The sequence below is a fragment of the Azospirillum sp. UENF 112521 genome (genome assembly GCF_058780665.1).
On the sequence record NZ_JBSNCI010000003.1, the window covers coordinates 207,692 to 227,500 of the forward strand.

Below are 19,809 nucleotides of genomic sequence, written 5' to 3' on the forward strand. Positions count from 1 at the left end.
GTATTTATCAATGCCATCGTATGATGGATCACGTCGAAGCGATTACCACCCCATGAACATAGTCCAGGCCGCCGCTCCCATCATCTCCAATCCCTACACGATCGGGCTTGTCGTTCTATTCCTGGTCCTCTGGACGGCGGCATCGATCACCTCTTTGTACCGGGGGACCGGACGCCTGCTTCGGGCGCTTCGGGCGGCAAGCGGCGAACTCGGCAAATCGACGGACGCACTGTCCTTCGCTGAACGCTATGAGGAGGTCAACGCCACCTTCCGGCGCGACCCCATTCTTGGCGCTGCTTGGCGCGAGTTCCAGGAATCCCTGCTCCCGCCCCGGTCGGCTGGTCGTCCCGTGCGTTCGACGACCCGGCCAGGAGCTTGGTTCGACCTGGACCTGCTACGCGGCCCGTCCATCGCGACGGACCTGCGGTATCACGCGGCGATGCCGAACCTGCTGGTCGGCGCCGGGTTGCTGTTCACCTTTCTTGGCTTGGCAGTCGCCCTGGGCAGTGCCGGCGAGGTGGTGACCGGCACCGCGGCGGAACGCAACGGCGCGCTGCGCCAACTGCTCGACACGGCGTCGTTCAAGTTCATCACCTCGCTGATGGGCATGCTGCTGTCCATCATCTACGCTCTTGTCCGAAAAAGCCGCCTCAAGCAGGTCGAACGAGCACTGGCTTCGTTCAATTCCGCGCTGGAAACACGAATTCCGCTGATGACGCCGGCCGCACTCCAGCAGGAGACGAACGAACTGCTGACACGGCAGTCCGACTATCTGGAAAGCTTCACCAACGATCTGGCGGTGTCGCTCGGCAGCGCCATGGATCGTGCCTTCGACACGCGGCTGGGTGAGCATATCGGGCCGCTGGCCGAGGCGATGGGCCGGCTGGCCGACGGCATGGCCTCGCGCAACGAGGACACCATGCGCTCGATGCTCGACGCCTTCCTGGACAAGCTCCAGGGCGGAACAGGCGACCGCATGCACGAGGTTGCGGAAACCCTGTCCGGTCTGGGTGCGCGGCTGGAGGGGTTGCAGCAGGGGCTGGGCGACGCCGCAGTAAAGATGGCGCAGTCGGCCGACAGCATGGCCGCCCGCATGGGCGAAGGAGCAGAAGCGGCATTGTCCCGCATCACCGACCAGATGGGCGGCCTGACCGAGACCCTGCGTGCGGTCGCGGAACAGAGCCGCACCGCCGGTGCCGAGGCCGGACAGCAGATGGCCTCCCGGATCGAAGCGGCCGCCGCCGGCTTCGAGGAAGCCGCACGCGGCGTCGCCACCACCCTGGCCCAAGCAGCATCCGCCATGGAAACCACCATGGGACGTCAGGCGGAGGAGAGCGGCGCCCGCCTGTCCTCTTCGGTCGAGGCGATGGTCGCGGAACTGCGGGCGCTGGCCGAAAGCAGCCGCAACGCCGGGACCGAAGCCTTCAGCCAGTTGGCCGCCCGCGTTGCGGAAACCACCGCAGGGCTGGAGCGCTCGGTGGAGCGGATGTCCGCCGGTCTGAAACGCGCGGCCTCCGAAGGCGGCAGCGCGCTCGGCCAGGGGGCGGAGCAGGCGGTCAACCGCATTGCCGACGCCACCGAGGGCATGCGAACCGAATTGCAGGCGATGATGGCCGATCTGCGGACGGCGCTCGGACAGGCCGGCGATGCCCTGCGGGAAAGCGGGACCGCCAGCGCCGCCACCCTGCGCACCGCCTTGGGCGAGGCTGGGGACGGTGTGGCGACGGCGCTGAACGGTGCAGCCGACCGGCTGGGCCGGGCCGGCACCGAGGCGTCCGACGCCATCCGCAAGGGGGGCGAGGCGGCAGGCGGGTCCCTGCGCGACGCCGGTGGGCTGGTCGGCGAACGGGCCGGCGGGCTGGCCGGTCAGATCGCCGCGCTTGGGCAGGCCGCCACCACACTGGCCACCCGCAGTTCCGAGTTCGAGCGCGCCGCCGCGAAGGCGGTGGAGCCGCTGGCCAAGGCCGCCGACAGCATGACCGCCGCCGGCCAGAGCGCCCGTGCGGCGATGGAACCGCTGGCCCGGGCGTCGCTGGACGTCAGCCGGGCAATCGAACAGGTATCCGGCACCACCACCCGCTTCGACGGGGTGCTTGATGCCGCGCAGAAGCTGACCGTCAGCCTGAATGGCGCCGCACAGCGCTTCGAAGGGGTGGACCGGGAGCTGTCGAACACCCTGTCCGCCCTCCAGACCGGCCTCAAGGGCTTCACCGAGCAGATCGGCAAGTTCGTCGGCCAGACCGATCAGAACCTGGCGAAAGCGGCCACCCAGCTCGGCAGCCTGGTCAAGAATCTGGAAGCCACGCTTGAAGATTTCGCGCCGGTCGGGCGGCGCTGAGGGGATAGGACATGGCGGCATCGACCGGAGCCGAAGAAGAAGGCGGCGAAGGCTATTTCGCCTCGATCAGCGACCTGATGGTCGGCGTGCTGTTCATCTTCCTGCTGATGCTGACCGTCTTCGCGCTCAACTTCCGCGACGCGGAGGAGGAGCAGATGGTCGAGCGCGCCCGCTATGAGGAGGCGCTGCGCCGCGCCGAACTGGCGGAGACCGAGGCACAGCAACAGGCTGAACGCGCAAGGCAGGCCCAGGCGGAAGCGCAGCGACAGTCGGCGGAAGCGGCCCGCCAGCGGGCGCAGAACGAAGAACTGCGGCAATTGCTGACGGAGGCGGTGGCCCAGCTCGAACGCGACCTGGAGAACCGCCAGAACCTGCGCAACCGCCTGCTTCTGTCGCTGGAGCAATCCCTTCAGGACAAGGGGGTTCGCGTGTCGCTCGACCCAAGTTCCGGCATCCTGCGGCTGTCGGGGGACCTGCTGTTCGAAACAGGGCGGGCCGACTATCGGGCGGAAGCGCAGCAGACCATCGTCACACTGGCGGACGTGCTCTCCGGGCTGTTGCCCTGCTACGCCGTGGGTGGGCAGACCGACGGCTGCCCTGCGGACAGCATGCCGATCCTGGAGACTATGCTGGTGGAAGGGCACACCGACCGCCAGCCATACCGCAATCTGCCGCGCTCGGACTCGCAGGCACGCAACGACCGCCTTTCGACCGACCGCGCCCTGGCGGTGTTCCAGACCCTGCGCCAGACCCAGCCGGTCCTGGAAGGGCTGCGCAACATCGACGGTCTTCCGCTGCTGGGCGTGTCCGGCTACGGCGAACGCCGGCCGCTTCCCGAAGCCCAGGCGGCGACCGAGGAGGATTACCGGCGCAACCGGCGCATCGACCTTCGCTTCGTACTGTCCGCCCGCACCTCGGAAGAGTTGCAGCGGCTGCGCGACCGCATCCGCGGCTTGCTGGGAACAACGCCGGGGACCGCACCATGAGCCACACCCGCCAGGCGCTCGAAGCGCTGCGCGCCACCGTGCAGTTGCTGGGCCGGAGCGTGAAGCTGCCCGAAATGCCGGGAAGCGCACAGGCGCTGGTGGCGTTGGCGGCGGGCGACGCTGCGCCGGCGCTGCCGGCCGGCGATGTGCTGGAGGCGGTGCGACGCCGGTTGCAGCAGGCGGCGCGCAGCCCGCAACGCTGGGAAGGCGCCGCGCCGCGCGACCTGCGCGATGCGCCCTGGCTGATGTGGGCGGACAAGGCGCCGCTTGCGGCGCTGGATGGGTTGCTGGAGGCGGTCCTGCGACTTGCCGAGCGCCGGGCCGGGGTCCGTAGAACCTTGATCGAAGGCTGGCTGAAGGGCTTTGCCCCGGATGGTCCGCGAATGGCAGAGGCCGGGCGTGCCATCCGCCGGCTGATCACCGGCAATGCCGACACGCGCCTTCAGCCATGGCGCCTTGCCGACAACTGGTGCCATCTGTTCGATGCGGTCAAGGGGCCGAAGACGCTGGCCTTGCAGATCCTGCAAGGCACCGACCCCGTTCCGGCGCTGCTGGCCCGTGCATGCCTTGACGACCCGCTGCGCGCCGTCTCCGGCTATATGCGTGCGGTCCAGCATGAGGTGCTGCAACTGGCCCCGGACTGCATCGCCGGCACCGCCGGCCCGGCCGCCATGGCGCGCCTGACGGACTTCCTGGCCCCCGATGGTCAGCTGCGTTTTTCCGAACCGGAGGCCTACGGGAATCTGGCCCGCAGCTTGCTGGCGCCCTGGATCAACGGACGGCGGCTGCCGGACGAAGCAGTCCGCGCCGCAGTCCAATCCTTCCTGCTGACCCACCTGCGCGACCCGCGCCTGCATCCGGAACGCTGGGCCAAGGCCGGCGACACCGTGGTTGCCGTCATGCGGCAGTGGTTGGCGAGGGCTTCGCTGAATGCTTTCTTCGAGGTCATCGGCGAATACGCCTACGACAAGCAGTGGCGATACCGGGAAGCATTCTGGTCCGCTTGCCTGGAAGCCGGCGGTATCGACGATGCGTGGCTGGCGCTGGGTGCCGCCGTCCACACCTCTGCAAGATCGGTTCGCGAGTTAAATGGCGGCTTTGCCCGGCTGAAGGGAAGTGGGGACCAGTCGATCCTCTTGCTCCAAGTGCGGGATACCCTTTTTTGTGAATGGAGCCATAACGGCAAACTTCGCGCTTGGCCAATAAACTGGAAAACAGCACCCCAATTGCTTCAACCTGACTATAAGCGGTCAGAATTAGATGCAGATTGCCTACCCTTTCCACCCAACCCGCAATATGGCTCGAAGGGCAGCGTCAAGCCGGATGGCAAGACCCACAATGACGGCTTGAGACATGCCGGCTCCGACAGCAGCCGCTGGCAGGGTAGCGTCGCGCGGATGCTGGCCGACCGGGCGGGAATTCACTTGACCCATCGGGACTGGATGCCGAAATGACGCTTCGTTTTTCAGCAGAGCCTCAACCGACGGGCCTTGAAATCCGGGTAACCGGTGCGAACGGCACATTGGCCGTCGACCGGTGGGCGGTCGGGGTCCCCGACGCCCTGCTGCCCGGCGTCGATCTGGCGCAACGGCTGATCGCCGCCGAGGTCGCCATAGCCGAGGGCGACCTGCTGCTGGTGGAGCATCGGGCGGTCGCCGGCTTGTCGAACCGGGAAGCCGGCCTGCTCGGCCTTCCCGTCCCCGCCCCGGTGGTCGCGCATCTGCGGACGCGCGGTGTGATCACCAACCCGTCCTACGCGGTGGAGTTGGAATGGCGCCGCCCGACCGGCCAGCCCGTGGTCGGGGCGAAGCGGATTGGAGCTTTCCTACGGATCGGCGGGGAGTGGGGCCGGCTGCCCGATGCGCTGTACCAGATTGCGGAAGCCGCCGACCGTGTGAACCAGTCTCCGGCCGACGACCAGGGCGCCCGCTTCGCAGCGGTGGCGGCCCTGCGCGAGGTCCTGCCCGCCGCGGTCGACGACGGCATGGCCGAAGCCGGTGGAATGATCGGCACGATGACCATCGCCGTTGCCGATTCCTTTTCGCTGGACCTCAAGGGTGAAGCCGACAGCCTCCGGCTGGTGCCCATCCTCCACCGGACCGGCGACGCCCCGGACCAACCGCTGCTGACCGAGGACCGGCAACGCGGCTTCGGCGAGGACCAGTTCAACCGCTTCACCACCGCCCGGCCGGTCTACGCCCTGGGCAACAACTGGTATGCGGTGACGACGCCGGTGCTGCGCCGTGCCCTGGACGAGGTGCGGCGGGTGCAGTCGGCCCCACCGGCGACCAAGCGGGCGCTGTTCGCGGCTCCCCGCGCCTTCCTGCGCGAAGCGCTGGGCCCCGACATCGACGACACCGTGCTGGAATTGGTCTTCCGCGAGACGGCGGACTATGCCGACCGGGTGGTTGGGCTCGGGCTATGGCGGCCACGGGTCGTCCCATGGGTGCCGCTGTCCCGTACCGACTGGTTCGGAGATGGCGGTGCGGCTGGCGGCGGAAGGAGCGCTGACCGGAAAGACGGGGATGGCCCTGAGGACTCCCCCTCTGGTTTGATGGTCGGCGACCGTACGGTTCCCTTGACCGCGGAGGAAGCCGAGGCGTTGCGCGAGCAGGTGGAGAATGCCATCGGCGCCGGCCTGCCCAGCGTTTCCGTTCCGGTGGAAGGTCAGGATGTTGCCATCCCCGCCACCACCGACACGCTCGCAGCGCTGAACGATCTGGCCACCAGCCGCCTGCCCAAGGACGCCTCAACCACAGCTCCGCCCAAGCCCGATGGGGAAAGCGGGCCGGAGGCGCTGCTGATCCGCCCAAACGAGGAAGCGGTGGAGGTCGAAGGGCAATTCTCTCCCCGCCCTGCCCCGTCCAGGTCGTTGCCGCTGGCGCTGGCGACGCCACTGAAGCCCCATCAGACCGAAGGGCTGTCCTGGCTGCAGCAAGCCTGGACCATGGGGCGGCCGGGCGTTCTGCTGGCCGACGACATGGGATTGGGCAAGACTTTGCAGGGGCTGGCCTTTCTTGCCTGGCTCCGCACCGGCATGGCCGAGGGCGTCATCCCGCGTGCGCCGGTCGCCGTCGTCGCCCCCACCGGTCTCCTGCAGAACTGGCGGGCGGAGGCCGACCGCCATCTCTCCGCCCCTGGTCTCGGCAACTGCACGGAGGCCTTCGGACGGGGGCTGGCCGCGCTGAAGTGCCGGACGGAGGACGAGCGCCCGGCGCTCGATGTCGGCGCGTTGCAGGCCGCCGACTGGGTGCTGACCACCTATGAGACCCTGCGTGACTATGATCGCGATTTCGGCAAGGTACGCTTCGCGGCGATGCTGTTCGACGAGGCGCAGAAGATCAAGACGCCGGGCGTACGCCTGACCGATGCCGCCAAGGCGATGAACGCCGATTTCCGCGTTGCCATGACCGGCACACCGGTCGAAAATCGCCTGTCCGACCTGTGGTGCATCACCGATGCCGTGCATCCTGCCGTACTTGGCGAGTTGAAAGGCTTCAGCGCCGACTATGAGCGGTCTCCCGACCCGGAACGCCTGAAGCGCCTGAAATCCTCGCTCGACACTTGGCATGGCGGACGGGCGCCGCTTCTGCTGCGGCGGCTGAAACAGGATCGTCTGCCCGACCTGCCGCTGCCGCAGGAAATCGTCCTTGAAACACCGATGCCGCCGGTGCAGCGCAGCGCCTATGAATTGGTGATTGCCGAAGCCCGGACGGCCGAGAAGGCCGGCGCCATGCTGGGGGCTCTACAACGGCTGCGCGCCATTTCACTCCATCCCGATCCCGACAGCATCAGCGGCGATGATGCCTTCATCGCGGCATCGGCACGGCTGGCGGCTACCTTCACCGCCCTCGACGACATCGCCCGGAAAGGCGAGCGCGTCCTGATTTTCCTCGACGATCTGGCAATGCAGGCACGCTTGGCCGGCATCCTTCAGCGCCGCTATCGGCTGACGGCCCCTCCGATGATCATCAGCGGCCAAGTGGCTGGAGCCGCAAGACAAGCGCGGGTCGACCGCTTCCAAGCCGGCGCCGACGGGTTCGACGCAATGATCCTGTCGCCCCGGGCTGGTGGCGTCGGCTTGACGCTGACCCGTGCCAACCACGTCATCCACCTTTCGCGCTGGTGGAACCCGGCTGTGGAGGATCAGTGCACCGGCCGGGCCCTGCGGATTGGCCAGACCAAGCCGGTGTTCGTGCATATCCCGATGGCGGTGTTGGGCGAGGGCTGCTCGGCTTTCGACCGCAATCTGAACGCCCTGCTCGCCCGAAAGCGCCGCCTGTTTCAGGATGCGCTGATGCCGCCAGCCGCCACCGACGAAGACCGGAACGAGCTGTTTACGGCGACAGTGACGTCGGCGGCATAGACCCGTCCCTGCGGCATCAGCAAATGATCAGGATTTTCAAATATACGGCACTACCTCGGCCACTTTTCGGAACGAACCTGCCCCAAGTGGGGCGTTCCGGAGCTTTAGATGAAGGCATTCCCGATGCCTTCATCTATCTAAAGATAGCGATCCCCAGGGACAAATTTCCTCGGTAAAACAATAGGTTACGTCGGGACGAAAAGCGGGGACAGGGATCAGGCAACCACTGACTTATCTGAGCTAAATCAATGGCTTAGGAAATCCCCGGCAACTCTGATCCCGGCTGGGGACGCGGGAACCGGGGATGTTTCCTAACCTCGGCTACTCCTCATCGCTACCATCACCGACGCAGGCATCCTCGACCGGTTCCGGTGCGCCAGCCTTCACACGTCCGACACCGCGAGCAAAAGGTCCACCTGGTACATCAAGCCACTTAGGTACAGAGCTCCCCTTCGCAGCACACTTGCGAATGCGATCAGAAGCAAGCAGCTTTCTAACGATACCCTCAAGGGTGTCCCGCGATGACTTGGAAAGCACCGGTCCCAGCAGCTTACGATTCGGATACACCCCCTGATCCTTACCGGTGTGCTGAAATGGGTGCCCGACTTCAGCAAAATGCCGAATCTTGTCGACCATCAGCTCCATCAGCAATTCTTCAGATTGTCGTCCTCCGCGAAGCTGGTGAGTCAAGTCGACGAGGAGACCGACTTGGTTGCGGACATATGTCCGTGTCTCGCGGTCGGCTTTGGCATTGGCTTTGACGACGGCACCAAGAAGAACCTGATTGGGAGCGTAAGATCGGTCCAGAATTTTCAAAATCGATCGTGCAACACTTTCTTCGGCGGGCCACAACGTGTAAGCACAACGCACACCGTCGACCAAGGCAGACGTGCCACGAATCGCCTCACGCGCTTGCTCGGGAGTGGTGACTGACTTGCCGTTGGCAGGCTTACGCATGTGATGATTGATGATAACGGCGGCTCCCGTCTCACGAGCAAGGCGCGCAAACTGGGCCATCGCGTAGGCTGCGCCCGTGGTGTCTGTCGTAAGGTCGCCTTGCAGGAATACCTGCAGTGGGTCGATCACCACCAGTTTCAGGTCCTCGATGGCAATCAAATCGCGCTGGACCTGCTCAAAGAAGGTCGTAGTACTCACCTGCCCTTTGTTCATCGTTACCAGGGGTTGAGCGCCGCAATAGTCGATCAAGGGCACGATCTTAAGGTTATCATTACCGCAATGGCGATTGCCCGGGTCGAGGTTGCGAAGTCGCTCATGAATGGTGTCGGAGTCGTCCTCCCCGAGATACATGACCACTTTGCCCATCGTCCTAATTGGACCGCCAAACGCTGTCTCTTCGCCACCGAATGCGGTGCTGGGCGCTCCAGCAGCTACCTTGATCGCCAAGTCGAGGGTCATCATGCCTTTGCCGGCATCTCCCATAGCTGAAAAGAGCGTCACCATACCGAGTGGAAGGATGCCATCCACCAAGTACTGGCGCGCTTTCGGAGCGCCGCGGAACATGTCGCGAGCTGGAGAAATAGCTGCCAAACCGGGGTAGCCCGACGATGGATTGAGGGTAACGATGGCCTTCCGCGTGCCGTTGCGCACCCACGCCCGAATGTTGTCGGCCGTCCACCCCAGGCCCTTGCCGTTCGGGTCGTAGGCCGCCGCCACATCGGCGACGTCGGTGCCGTCACGCCATTGGTCCTTGGGTATCAGGGTGGAGACGGACGTCGCACCGGCCCGCATGATTGCCTCACCGGCCTTCTCGGCATACTCCCAACCCACCTTGTCCTTGTCGGGCCAGATGATGACGCGCTTGCCGGCCAGTGGCGACCAGTCGGTTTTGTCGGTCGGCGCCTTCGCTCCGCCCAGCGCCGACGTGGCCGGCATACCGATGGCCCACAGAGCGTCGGCCGCCTTCTCGCCTTCGACCAGGATGACCTCGTCGACGTTCGCCAGCTCCAGCATGCGATAGAGGGGGCGCGGATCCTGCGGTGCCGACCAGCGCCGTTCGCGGGTGAACCATTGGCGATAGGTCTTCTTGGCCTCGCCCGTATCGGGGTCGGCCGGGTCATAGCGATAGACGCGGCAGATTTCAGCGCCGGCCATGTCGTGATAGACCCACATGCCGGTGTGGTGGCCCAGTTCGTCCGTCGGCGGGGTCTTCACCGGCTGCCAGTCGTCGAATTGGCGCTCGGCCGGTGTCGGGGCGCCGTTCACATAGGCTTCCGCCATGCCGCCGAACCAGTCGCTGACCGACTTCAGGACCTCCGGGAACTCGGTCTTCACGTCCATCCCGTTACAGACGGCCCACAGGGTCAGGATGTCGCCCTTTTCTTGCCCATAGGCCGCATTGCCGTGGTCGCACCAGACGCCGGCCTTGTCGCCAATCAGCTCGACCTCCAGGCTATCGCCCTTCTCGCCTGCCGTGTTGCCGGCGACGAACTTGCGCCCGATGATCTTGCCCCTCGGCAGCAGATGGGCCAACACCTCCGGCAGCGACCGCAGCAGCATCGCCTTGATAGTGTCGCGCGCGCCCGCCTGATGGGGCGAGTCCGGCAGGACCATCTGGTCAGGCGCGTCGTTGAAGTCCAGCCATGCCTTCGGGCGAATCACGTTGTCATACATGGAGTAATTTCCAGTGGGGCTCTGCCCGAGCTGCCATGCGCCACCACTCGCGGGGTGCATTAGCGAAAATCGGGCTTCTGGAAATACTACTGTGCGCCGAACCCCTACCTTGCCCGCGCCTTTCGATAAAAACACGCCAACGCTCAGTCGACGCTCGGAGCTACCTCATTGTCAAGGCGACTCTGGTCACGCTGGCCTTGACAGACCTAAGTAATATTTTATCAATCTCGTGAATAGTTTATAAAATAACGCCGTAAGGAAAAATATTCTCTGTGAGAATTCATATATTTAACCAGATTTCGACTGTCTAACTTCCAAGATCGCCGTCAGCTGCCGAACCGCTATTTCCAGATCTTCTTTGCCTAGCCTTCGGGCTATAGCTTTCACCCGCCCTTCTAATATAAATCGCTTATCTTCAATAGATTGGTCAACGTCCTCGAAAAAATACTGAATCGGGACGTCAAGATGCCGACCGAGTTGCTCCAGCGTCTCAATCGTCGGAAAGGTTCGGCCGCGTTCAATGTTGGACACGGCCTCAACCGTCCGTCCGACCAGATCCGCCAATGCCTCTTGGGTGAGGCCGCGGGCCACCCGCGCCTCCTTGACCCTTAACCCGACACGCTGCTTCAAGCTCAATGACATGAGCCGGATCATTACGCCGTTATAGCGCCTTGACCACGATCTAACAAATCGGTATTTGTCGACTTGCATGAACCAATGGATCGGCATGAGCCCATGCAAGCCGACAAACACATCAGCGGCGAACATCTCTCCGTCAGCAGAGTCCCTATCAGCGGCGGCGCCGGGTCCGGCCCGCGGCCCTGTCGGTTACGCCGCTTACCTCGCCAGTCCTCAATGGCGCGCTCTGCGGCGTGATGCGTTCGCCCGCGATGGCGAGCGGTGCGTCCTGTGCAACGCGACAGACCAGTTGGAAGGGCACCACCGCGTTTACCCGCCCCGCGGCGACTGGACCCAGGACAGCCTGGAGGCCGTGACGACGCTGTGCGCGCCCTGCCACGCGATGGTGACCGGCATGCTGCGCGGCCGCCGCTACGCCACGGCCACGGTCAATCTCCCCGACACCCAGCCAAGCCGCCCCCGTCCGCGGCTGGAGGCCCCCGATGTATCAGCCCCTAAGCTTCCAGATCACCGGCGTCTCACCCCTCCTCATGCACAACGGCCGGCTGGCCGATCCGCTCGACCCGCTGGTCAAGGACATCAAGAAGCTGAGCAGCAAGCGGCCGAAGACGGAAGCCGACCTGGAGCGGATGGCCAAGCTTGAGTTCCTCGGCTCGCTGTACCTGCATGGCGGCGAACCCTGTCTCCCCGGCGAGCTGATCGAGGCGGCGCTGATCGACGGAGCCAAGCGCAAACGCCGCGGGCCGCTGGCCAAAGCGGGCATCCTGTGTGACGGCAACATCCCGCTTCAGTATGACGGCCCCCGCGAGCCGGAGGCGTTGTGGGATGATGGCCGCTTCCGCTTTCGCACTGGTGTCCGGGTCGAGCGCCTGCGGGTGATGCGGGTCCGGCCGCGCTTCGACGACTGGAGCGCTGCGGTCACCATCCAGTTCATGCCGTCGCTGCTGAGCGAGGATGATGTCCAGGACATCATCCGCACCACCGGCGAGGTGATCGGCCTTGGAGATTGGCGCCCGAAATTCGGGCGCTTCACGGTGCATTGAGGGGCCGATTGGCGCCTCGATGCGACCTTGGCGTGGCATGGATCGGCGTGGCATGGCAAGGCTGGGCATGGCGGGGGAAGGGCGGCGTCAGCCGCCCTTCATGCCGCCGGATGGTCCCGGTATGATCCGACCCGACACGGCGACGTCGTCCCTCTTCGGCATCACAGCGATACCCATCATGACGGAACAGGTACCTCCGCCGACGGAATTGCAGGATGAGCCCTGGCGGCCGTTGTTCGATGCTGTCGTCAATCGGCTGCAGTTGTCCGATCCCAGCAGGATTGCGGCATGGCGCCATTACGTCGAGCAACTTCCGGCCCTGGCAGCCTCCCACGCAGTCCTTGACCAGATGCCCGCCCCCAGCGCCACCCGCGACCGAATGAAGCGCATCATGGCGGCCTGCGACGCCCTGCTGGAGGCCATCCAGGACGACACACCGGATGGGCGCCTCCGTCCTGTCCCGCAGCTCCTGTGGGGCTTGGCCGCGCAGTTGGCGCCGGACGATCCCAACGCGGCCATCATCGACGGACAGGCAGACCACGCGCTTGAGGACACCTTCAGCGGTGTGCTGATGCTGCGGGCGGCGGCCGAACTGGTGCGCGATGCGGAAGCGGACCGCGTTGCTTCCGGCGTCGGTGGAACGCGCCACAAGGCTGCGGCCGGGTACCACATGACTTTCGACTTCCTGCTGGACGTCTATGAGGCGATCAGCGACCGGCCGCTCGGCACCTCCTGGGACGACATGGGCGGGGCCGCCGGCGGGCCGCTGGTCGACTTCCTCCAGCTCTGCCTGGAGGCGTTGGGCTACACGCCGACCAAGAACGCCCTGCGCACCGCAGCGAAGCGCGCCATCAAAGCCCGGCGAACCGACCCGAACAGATCAGCTGCGCCGCAAAGCTGATCTGGCCCTTTCGGCACAAGAGTCCAGCTTTGGCACGAAGAGGGGATGACCCACCATGTCCTCTCCCCCGATACCGCCACCCCCTGCACCCCTCCCGAATCCGAGGTTGCGGTCGAGCGCCTGCGTGCGCTGGCGCGCCTGCTGGGCCGCATGGCGGCGCGGGAATACCTGGCGGCTTCGGGCGAGGCGACGCAGCCCCCGAAGCCGGAATGAGCAAGCCCCCTTCCCGTCCCCCCGCCCTGCTGACCATCCCTGAGGTCGCCGAGCGCCTGCAGGTCAGCATCAAGACCATCCGCCGCTGGATTACGTCGGGCGACCTGCCCACCGTCCGCCTCGGCCATCAGAATCCGCATCCAGCCGAAGGACCTCGACATCTTCCTCAGGCAGCGCTGGATCAGCTGACCACTGCTGTCCATCCTTGTCCAGTAGTAGCAAGGACTTGGACGACCATCGGGAAGAGGTGGCCCTCGTATTTTCGAACCAAAAACGTGCTACGTCTTCCCGATCCGGACTTCCTGTCCACTCCTGTCTTCCCGAGGCCACGGATGACCACTGCCACAACCTCCCAGTCTCCGCCCAGCCCGCCTGCGGTGCTTGATATGCGCTCCCTGGCCGACCTGCTGACGCGCGTCCTGGCCGACCCGGCCCTGCCACCGCAGCGCGCCCGGGACCATGCCTCCTCCTTGCGCCGCTTCGGCCGCATCGTCGGCCGCGACCTCGCAGCCATCCCCGCCAGCTTTGATGCGCTGCGCCCGCTGATCGCCTCCGTCCATCCGGCGGCCCACAGCCTGTCGCTCAAGCGCTGGCAGAACATCCGCTCCGCCGTCAGCACCCTGCTGCGCCACTACGGCGCCACTGCTACCCGCCGGCGGCTCGCCTGCCACCTGCCGGAGCCCTGGTACAGCCTCCGCGCGGTGGTCACCGACCCGGCGATGCAGCGCGGTCTCGCCCGCTTCCTGCGGTACTGTGCCGACAACAACATCGCGCCGGACGCCGTGTCGGACGACACCTTCACCGCCTTCGCCGCTTCGCTGGCGACCGGTACCCTCGTCGCCAAGCCGCAGCGGGTCGAGCGGATGGCCCGCCAGCAGTGGAACCGCGCCGTCGCAACCGCCCTTCCCGGCTGGCCGATCACGCCGGTGCCGGTCACCAGCAACCGGGACGACTACCAGCTGCCGTTGGACCGCCTCCCGCCGTCCTTTGCCACCGATCTGGCGGCTTGGATGCGGCGGCTGTCCGGCGCCGACCCGCTGGACGAGTTTGGCCCAGCCCGGCCGTTGCGCCCCAGCTCGCTGAAGACCGCCCGCGGGCACGTGCTGCGTTTCGCTGCTGCCCTCGTCCATGCCGGCGAGGCCCCCCAGGCGTTGACCACGCTGGCGGCGCTGGTGGTGCCGGAGCGCTTCAAGATCGCCCTGCTGTGGCTGATGACCCGCCGGGGCGGCGCCAGCCCCGGCCTGATCGAACAGGCAAAGTGTCTGCTCTCCGTCGCCCGCCACTGGGTTCAGGTACCGAAAGCCGACCTGGAGCGGCTGAACAAGCTGGTCGCCAAGCTCGGCAGCCGCCGCAAGGGCATGACCGCCAAGAACCGCGCCCGCCTGCGCGCCTTCGACGATCCCAAGCACCTGCTGGCCCTGCTCACCTTGCCGGAGCGGTTGATGGACAAGGCCGACCGCATGGCGGCGCCCAGCCGCCGGGAAGCCCTGATGGCGCAGACCGCGGTGGCGGTTCAGATTCTGCTGCTGGTGCCGTTGCGCCGCCTCAACCTGCTGCGGCTGGAGGTCCATCGCCATCTCTGCCGCAGCCGCTCCGGCCGCCACGCCGTCGTCCATCTCGTCATCCCGGCGGAGGAGACCAAAACCAGCCAGCCGATCGAGGCGGTGCTGCCGGAACCGCTGGTGCGGATGATCGACCACTTCATGACGCGCTACCGCCCGCTGCTGACGTCGGACGCCGGCGGCCTGCTGTTCCCCGGACGCGATGGCGACTGCAAGCACATCACCGCTTTGACGGCGCAGATCGAGCGGGCGGTGCGCGACCATACCGGCCTCGTGGTCAATCCCCACCTGTTCCGCCACCTCGCCGGCAAGCTCAGCCAGCAGTTCGATCCCGGCAATTACGAGCTGTCGCGCCAGCTCCTCGGCCATCGCTCCACCGATACGACGGTGACCTACTACACCGGTCAGGACACCGCCGCCGCGGTCGCCCGCTATGACGCCAACATACTGGAGCGCGCCCGCTCGCTTCGCGGCCAAGTCGTGGGGCGCTGAGGCAATGAGCAAGACCTCCGTGACGATCGACCGCCGCAGCATGTCGGTCAGCGCTTGGCCCGAGCAGGACCGCAGCTTGTGGCAAGCTGCCTGCGAAGCTGGCGGGCCGCTGGATGACGCCGGTGCCGCCATCGACTGGGCGCCCGCGACCCGTCGCAGCCGCGCCGCCAACTACGGCCGCTGGCTCACCTTCCTCGACCAGCAGGGTATGCTGATGCCGGATGCCGCTCCTGGCGACCGCGTGACGCCGGACATGGTGCGCAGCTACATCGACCTGTTGCGTCCGACCTTGGCGCCCCTGACCTTGTGGACCACCATCGACCAACTCGCCGCCATCATGGCGACCCTGGCGCCCGACGCCGATTGGGGGTGGCTGCGCCGCACCGCCGGTCGCATGAAGCGGGGCGCCGCCAACCGGCGGCCGATTGCGCCGCGCATCCGCCACGCCGCCGACCTCTACCAACGTGTGCTCGCCGTTCTCGACGGAATCGGAGACAAGCCCGAAGCCCGGCCGTTCGCCCATGCCACCGCCTTCCGCGACGCCCTGATGATTGCTTTGACAGTCGCCCGGCCGATCCGCCGCCGCACGTTGGCGGGTTTGCGGGTGGGTCAGCATCTCCGGCCGACCTCCGACGGCTTCCTCATCCAGTTGGAACGCGAGGACCTCAAGTGCGGCGGTCCGATGAACTTCCCACTGCCGGCGAGCTTGGTTCCCCACATGGTGCGCTATCTCGACCATTATCGGCCGCGGCTGCTGCAAGGCCACCCCCATGATGCTCTGTGGATCACCCGCGAGGGGCTGCCGATGACCCTCAATGGCGTCTCCAGCCGCTTCGAGCGCGCCACCCCGGCCATCCTCGGCGAACGGATCAACCCGCACCTGCTGCGCCATTGCGCCGCGACCAGCATCGCCCTCGACGACCCGCAAGGGGCGCGTCTGACTGCTGCGTTGCTCGGCCACAGCACCCTGCGGACCAGCGAGCGCCACTACACGATGGCGAAGGGACTGGAAGCCAGCCGCCGCTATCAGGCCACCCTCACCGATCACATCACCCGCCTGCGCCGCGCCGTTCGCGGCGAGCGCCCGTAGGAGTCCCATGATGCGTGCCGTCATCTACGCCCGCTACTCCAGCGACCAGCAACGCGAAGCCTCCATCGCCGACCAGATCGAGGTGTGCCGGCGTTATGCCGAGCGCCAGGGCTGGACTGTCGTCGACCATTACAGCGATGCCGCCGTCAGCGGCGCCAGCCGTCACCGTCCGGCTTTCCAGAAGCTGCTGCGCGAGGCCGGACAGCGCCGCTTCGACATCGTGCTGTGCGAGGCGATCGACCGCCTCGGCCGTCGCCTCGCTGACACCGCCGACCTTCAGGACCGCCTCGCCTTCCACGGAGTGCGACTGTTCACCCCGCAGCTCGGCGAAATCACCACCATCCACGTCGCCGTCATGGGCATGATGGCGCAGGTCGCTTTGAAAGACCTGGCGGACAAGACCCGCCGCGGTCAGCTCGGCCGCGCCATGGCCGGCCGGATGCCGGGCGGCAAGGCCTTCGGCTATGACGTGCTGGAGGGTGACGCCGACGGTCGCGGCAAGCGGCGGATCAACCCGGCAGAAGCCGAGGTCGTCCAGCGCATCTTCCGCCTGTTCGCCGACGGCGCCAGCCCGCGTGCCATCGCCAAGCGCCTCAACACCGACGGGGTGCCCGGTCCGGAGGGCCGACTCTGGCAGGACACCACCATCCGCGGTCAGGTCGAGCGCGGCACCGGCATCCTCAACAACGCGCTCTATGTCGGCCGGCTGGAGTGGAACCGCTGCTCCTACGTCAAGGATCCGGAAACCGGCAAGCGGGTTGCACGGCCCAACCCGCCGGAGGCCTGGGAGGTGGTGGAGGTGCCGGAGTTGCGCATCATCGACAGCGCGCTGTGGGAGCGGGTGAAAGCCCGGCAGGCGTCGATCAGCTTCGAAATCGGTCGTGACGACCAGGGCAACGCGCTGAACCGGGCGCACCGTCGCAAGTTCCTGCTGTCGGAGTTGCTGACCTGTGGGTGCTGCGGCGGCAACTACACCATCATGGCCAAGAACCGCTATGGTTGCGCCAGTCACAGGAATAAGGGGAACTGCAGCAACGATCGCACCATCAGCCGCTTCGACATCGAGCGGCGGGTCCTCACCGGTCTCAAGGAGCGCCTGCTGGCGCCCGAACTGATCCAGGAGTTCGTCGACAGCTTCCGTGCTGGCGTGGAAGCGGCAACGGCCGACCGCGAAGCCAACCGCCGCACGCGCGAGCGCGAACTGGCAGCAGTCGAGCGCAAGATCGCCGGCATCCTGAAGGCGATTGAGGACGGGCTGTACCACGAGTCGATGAAAGAGCGCCTGACCATCCTGGAGGCGGACAAGGCCCGGCTGCTCGCCGCGGCCGAGGAGCCCGATGCGGACCTGCCGTCGGTCCTGCTGCACCCCCAGCTGTCGAACCTCTACCGCCGCAAGGTGGAAGCGCTGGAGGCTGCTCTCGCTGGCGGCGAGGACAGCGCCGAGGCGATGGAGATGGTGCGGATCATGATCGACCGCGTCGTCCTGACGCCCTCCCCTGCCGGGACCGGGCTGGATGCCGACCTGCACGGTGAGCTGGCCGGCGTGCTGGCGGTCTGCGAGGGCGCTGCCCGGATGGGCAGGGCCCAGACGCACGAACGCCCCGGCTCTTTCGAACCGGGGCATCAAGTGTCGGTGGTTGCGGGGGCAGGATTTGAACCTGCGGCCTTCAGGTTATGAGCCTGACGAGCTACCGGGCTGCTCCACCCCGCGGATGTCCATTATGTGGGATGACGGATGTCGTGAAGATGCAAGCATCTGGCTTTCGTGTATTGAGCGTCTCATGTGCCTGAGCGACCTGGCGGCGACCTACTCTCCCACGTCTTAAGACGCAGTACCATTGGCGCGGAGGCTTTTCACGGCCGAGTTCGGGATGGGATCGGGTGTTTGACACCTCGCCATGACCACCAGGTCACCGAGGCACAAGACCGACGCTCTACCGAAAGCGCTTAATGCTTGTTCAGTGCAAGTGAGTTGAGGATGTATCGAACGGCTGTGCGCTGGTCAAGCACTGCTTTGGAGCAGGCTTGCTGCTGCGCATGGCGCGGTTAGTGGTGTCGAGATCAAGCCGATCGAGCGATTAGTAAGGCTTAGCTTCAAGCATTGCTGCCCGTCCACATGCCTCCTATCGACGTGATGGTCTGTCACGGCTCTCAAGGGAGCTCTGGTTTAGAGGTGGGTTTCCCGCTTAGATGCTTTCAGCGGTTATCCCGTCCATACTTAGCTACCCGGCCATGCCACTGGCGTGACAACCGGTGCACCAGAGGTATGTCCATCCCGGTCCTCTCGTACTAGGGACAAATCCTCGCAAAACTCCGACACCCACGGCAGATAGGGACCGAACTGTCTCACGACGTTCTAAACCCAGCTCACGTACCACTTTAATCGGCGAACAGCCGAACCCTTGGGACCTGCTCCAGCCCCAGGATGTGATGAGCCGACATCGAGGTGCCAAACGACTCCGTCGATATGGACTCTTGGGAGTCATCAGCCTGTTATCCCCGGCGTACCTTTTATCCGTTGAGCGATGGCCCGTCCACGTGGAGCCACCGGATCACTATGGCCGACTTTCGTCTCTGCTCGACTTGTCAGTCTTGCAGTCAGGCGGGCTTATGCCATTGCACTCGACGAGCGATTTCCGACCGCTCTGAGCCCACCATCGCGCGCCTCCGTTACACTTTGGGAGGCGACCGCCCCAGTCAAACTACCCGCCATGCAGGGTCCCGGACCCGGATAACGGGCCACGGTTAGATGCCAGAGACTTCAAGGGTGGTATTTCAAGGTTGGCTCCACACGAGCTGGCGCCCATGTTTCCAAGCCTCCCACCTATCCTACACATGAAGTCCCTAGCACCACTGCAAAGCTGTAGTAAAGGTGCACGGGGTCTTTCCGTCTGACCGCGGGAACTCCGCATCTTCACGGAGAGTTCAATTTCGCTGAGTTGGTGTTGGAGACAGCGGGGAAGTCGTTACGCCATTCGTGCAGGTCGGAACTTACCCGACAAGGAATTTCGCTACCTTAGGACCGTTATAGTTACGGCCGCCGTTTACCGGGGCTTCAATTCAGAGCTTGCACTCCTCCTCTTAACCTTCCGGCACCGGGCAGGCGTCAGACCCTATACGTCGCCTTGTGTGGCTTCGCAGAGCCCTGTGTTTTTAGTAAACAGTCGCTACCCCCTGGTCTGTGCCCCCCGCCATGGCTTGCGCCACAACGGGGCCCTCTTCTTCCGAAGTTACGAGGGCAATTTGCCGAGTTCCTTCAACACCATTCTCTCAAGCGCCTGGGTATACTCTACCAGTCCACCTGTGTCGGTTTGGGGTACGGTCTATAAGGCGGGGCTATTTCCTGGAACCGGTCCACAGCACGATCAATCCGATAAGATCGTACACGCTTTCCAATCCGTCACCTCCGCCAGGCCCACGAATATTAACGTGGTTCCCATCGACTACGCCTTTCGGCCTCGCCTTAGGGGCCGGCTCACCCTGCGTGGATTAACCTTGCGCAGGAACCCTTGGACTTTCGGCGACAGTGTTTCTCACACTGTTTGTCG

The 19,809-nt window shown here is 65.5% G+C and carries 12 protein-coding genes, 1 tRNA gene, 2 rRNA genes and 1 pseudogene (1 of these 16 running past the window's edge); 11 read left to right on the forward strand and 5 right to left on the reverse strand.

Annotated elements, in window-relative coordinates:
- Positions 1-52: 52 nt before the first annotated feature.
- The 4 genes from zorA to ACWPN8_RS16775 all read left to right on the forward strand — a co-directional run bounded on the left by zorA (position 53) and on the right by ACWPN8_RS16775 (position 7,690).
- The gene (zorA, locus tag ACWPN8_RS16760; protein WP_492241514.1) at positions 53-2,338 is read left to right on the forward strand and encodes an anti-phage ZorAB system protein ZorA; all 2,286 of its coding nucleotides are present in this window, start codon (positions 53-55) and stop codon (positions 2,336-2,338) included.
- A gap of 11 nt (positions 2,339-2,349) precedes the next feature.
- The gene (locus ACWPN8_RS16765; RefSeq protein WP_492241515.1) at positions 2,350-3,324 is read left to right on the forward strand and encodes a hypothetical protein; all 975 of its coding nucleotides are present in this window, start codon (positions 2,350-2,352) and stop codon (positions 3,322-3,324) included.
- Positions 3,321-4,778, forward strand: a complete 1,458-nt coding sequence (locus ACWPN8_RS16770; RefSeq protein ID WP_492241516.1) for an EH signature domain-containing protein — start codon at positions 3,321-3,323, stop codon at positions 4,776-4,778. Before ACWPN8_RS16765 ends, ACWPN8_RS16770 begins: the two co-directional genes overlap by 4 nt.
- 68 nt (positions 4,779-4,846) lie before the next feature.
- On the forward strand, positions 4,847-7,690 hold the full coding sequence (locus tag ACWPN8_RS16775; RefSeq protein WP_492241517.1) for a DEAD/DEAH box helicase: 2,844 nt from the start codon (positions 4,847-4,849) through the stop codon (positions 7,688-7,690).
- Positions 7,691-8,011: 321 nt separating this feature from the next.
- Here the strand turns inward: ACWPN8_RS16775 and ACWPN8_RS16780 are convergent, their stop codons facing one another.
- Complete coding sequence (locus tag ACWPN8_RS16780) at positions 8,012-10,321, reverse strand: AAA family ATPase (protein WP_492241518.1); 2,310 nt, start codon at positions 10,319-10,321, stop codon at positions 8,012-8,014.
- Positions 10,322-10,609: 288 nt separating this feature from the next.
- Positions 10,610-11,089 carry a helix-turn-helix domain-containing protein gene (locus ACWPN8_RS16785; RefSeq protein ID WP_492241519.1) on the reverse strand — a complete coding sequence of 160 codons (480 nt, stop codon included), beginning with the start codon at positions 11,087-11,089 and terminating at the stop codon, positions 10,610-10,612.
- 353 nt (positions 11,090-11,442) lie between these two features.
- Between ACWPN8_RS16785 and ACWPN8_RS16790 the strand changes: the two genes are divergently transcribed.
- From ACWPN8_RS16790 to ACWPN8_RS16820, 7 genes and pseudogenes are all read left to right on the forward strand, one after another.
- Positions 11,443-12,003, forward strand: a complete 561-nt coding sequence (locus ACWPN8_RS16790; RefSeq protein WP_492241520.1) for a hypothetical protein — start codon at positions 11,443-11,445, stop codon at positions 12,001-12,003.
- A 349-nt stretch (positions 12,004-12,352) separates the two neighbouring features.
- Complete coding sequence (locus ACWPN8_RS16795) at positions 12,353-12,904, forward strand: hypothetical protein (RefSeq protein ID WP_492241521.1); 552 nt, start codon at positions 12,353-12,355, stop codon at positions 12,902-12,904.
- Positions 12,905-12,949: 45 nt separating this feature from the next.
- Positions 12,950-13,117, forward strand: a complete 168-nt coding sequence (locus tag ACWPN8_RS16800; protein WP_158282116.1) for a hypothetical protein — start codon at positions 12,950-12,952, stop codon at positions 13,115-13,117.
- Positions 13,114-13,230, forward strand: a pseudogene (locus tag ACWPN8_RS16805) (helix-turn-helix domain-containing protein); the annotation flags it as partial. The gene ACWPN8_RS16800 and the pseudogene ACWPN8_RS16805, both read left to right, overlap by 4 nt.
- A gap of 219 nt (positions 13,231-13,449) precedes the next feature.
- Positions 13,450-15,171, forward strand: coding sequence for a tyrosine-type recombinase/integrase (locus ACWPN8_RS16810; protein WP_492242107.1), 1,722 nt, complete (start codon positions 13,450-13,452; stop codon positions 15,169-15,171).
- A gap of 4 nt (positions 15,172-15,175) precedes the next feature.
- Entirely contained in the window at positions 15,176-16,261 is a 1,086-nt protein-coding gene (locus ACWPN8_RS16815) for a tyrosine-type recombinase/integrase (RefSeq protein WP_492241522.1), read from the forward strand.
- 10 nt (positions 16,262-16,271) lie between these two features.
- Positions 16,272-17,939, forward strand: a complete 1,668-nt coding sequence (locus ACWPN8_RS16820) for a recombinase family protein (RefSeq protein ID WP_492242095.1) — start codon at positions 16,272-16,274, stop codon at positions 17,937-17,939.
- On the opposite strand, the gene ACWPN8_RS16825 is transcribed toward ACWPN8_RS16820, so the two are convergent.
- From ACWPN8_RS16825 to ACWPN8_RS16835, 3 genes are all read right to left on the reverse strand, one after another.
- A tRNA-Met gene (locus tag ACWPN8_RS16825) sits at positions 17,896-17,972 on the reverse strand. The genes ACWPN8_RS16820 and ACWPN8_RS16825 overlap by 44 nt on opposite strands.
- A gap of 83 nt (positions 17,973-18,055) precedes the next feature.
- Positions 18,056-18,171, reverse strand: a 5S ribosomal RNA gene (rrf, locus tag ACWPN8_RS16830).
- Between the two features lie 147 nt (positions 18,172-18,318).
- Positions 18,319-19,809, reverse strand: a 23S ribosomal RNA gene (locus ACWPN8_RS16835) (it continues 1,256 nt past the right edge of the window).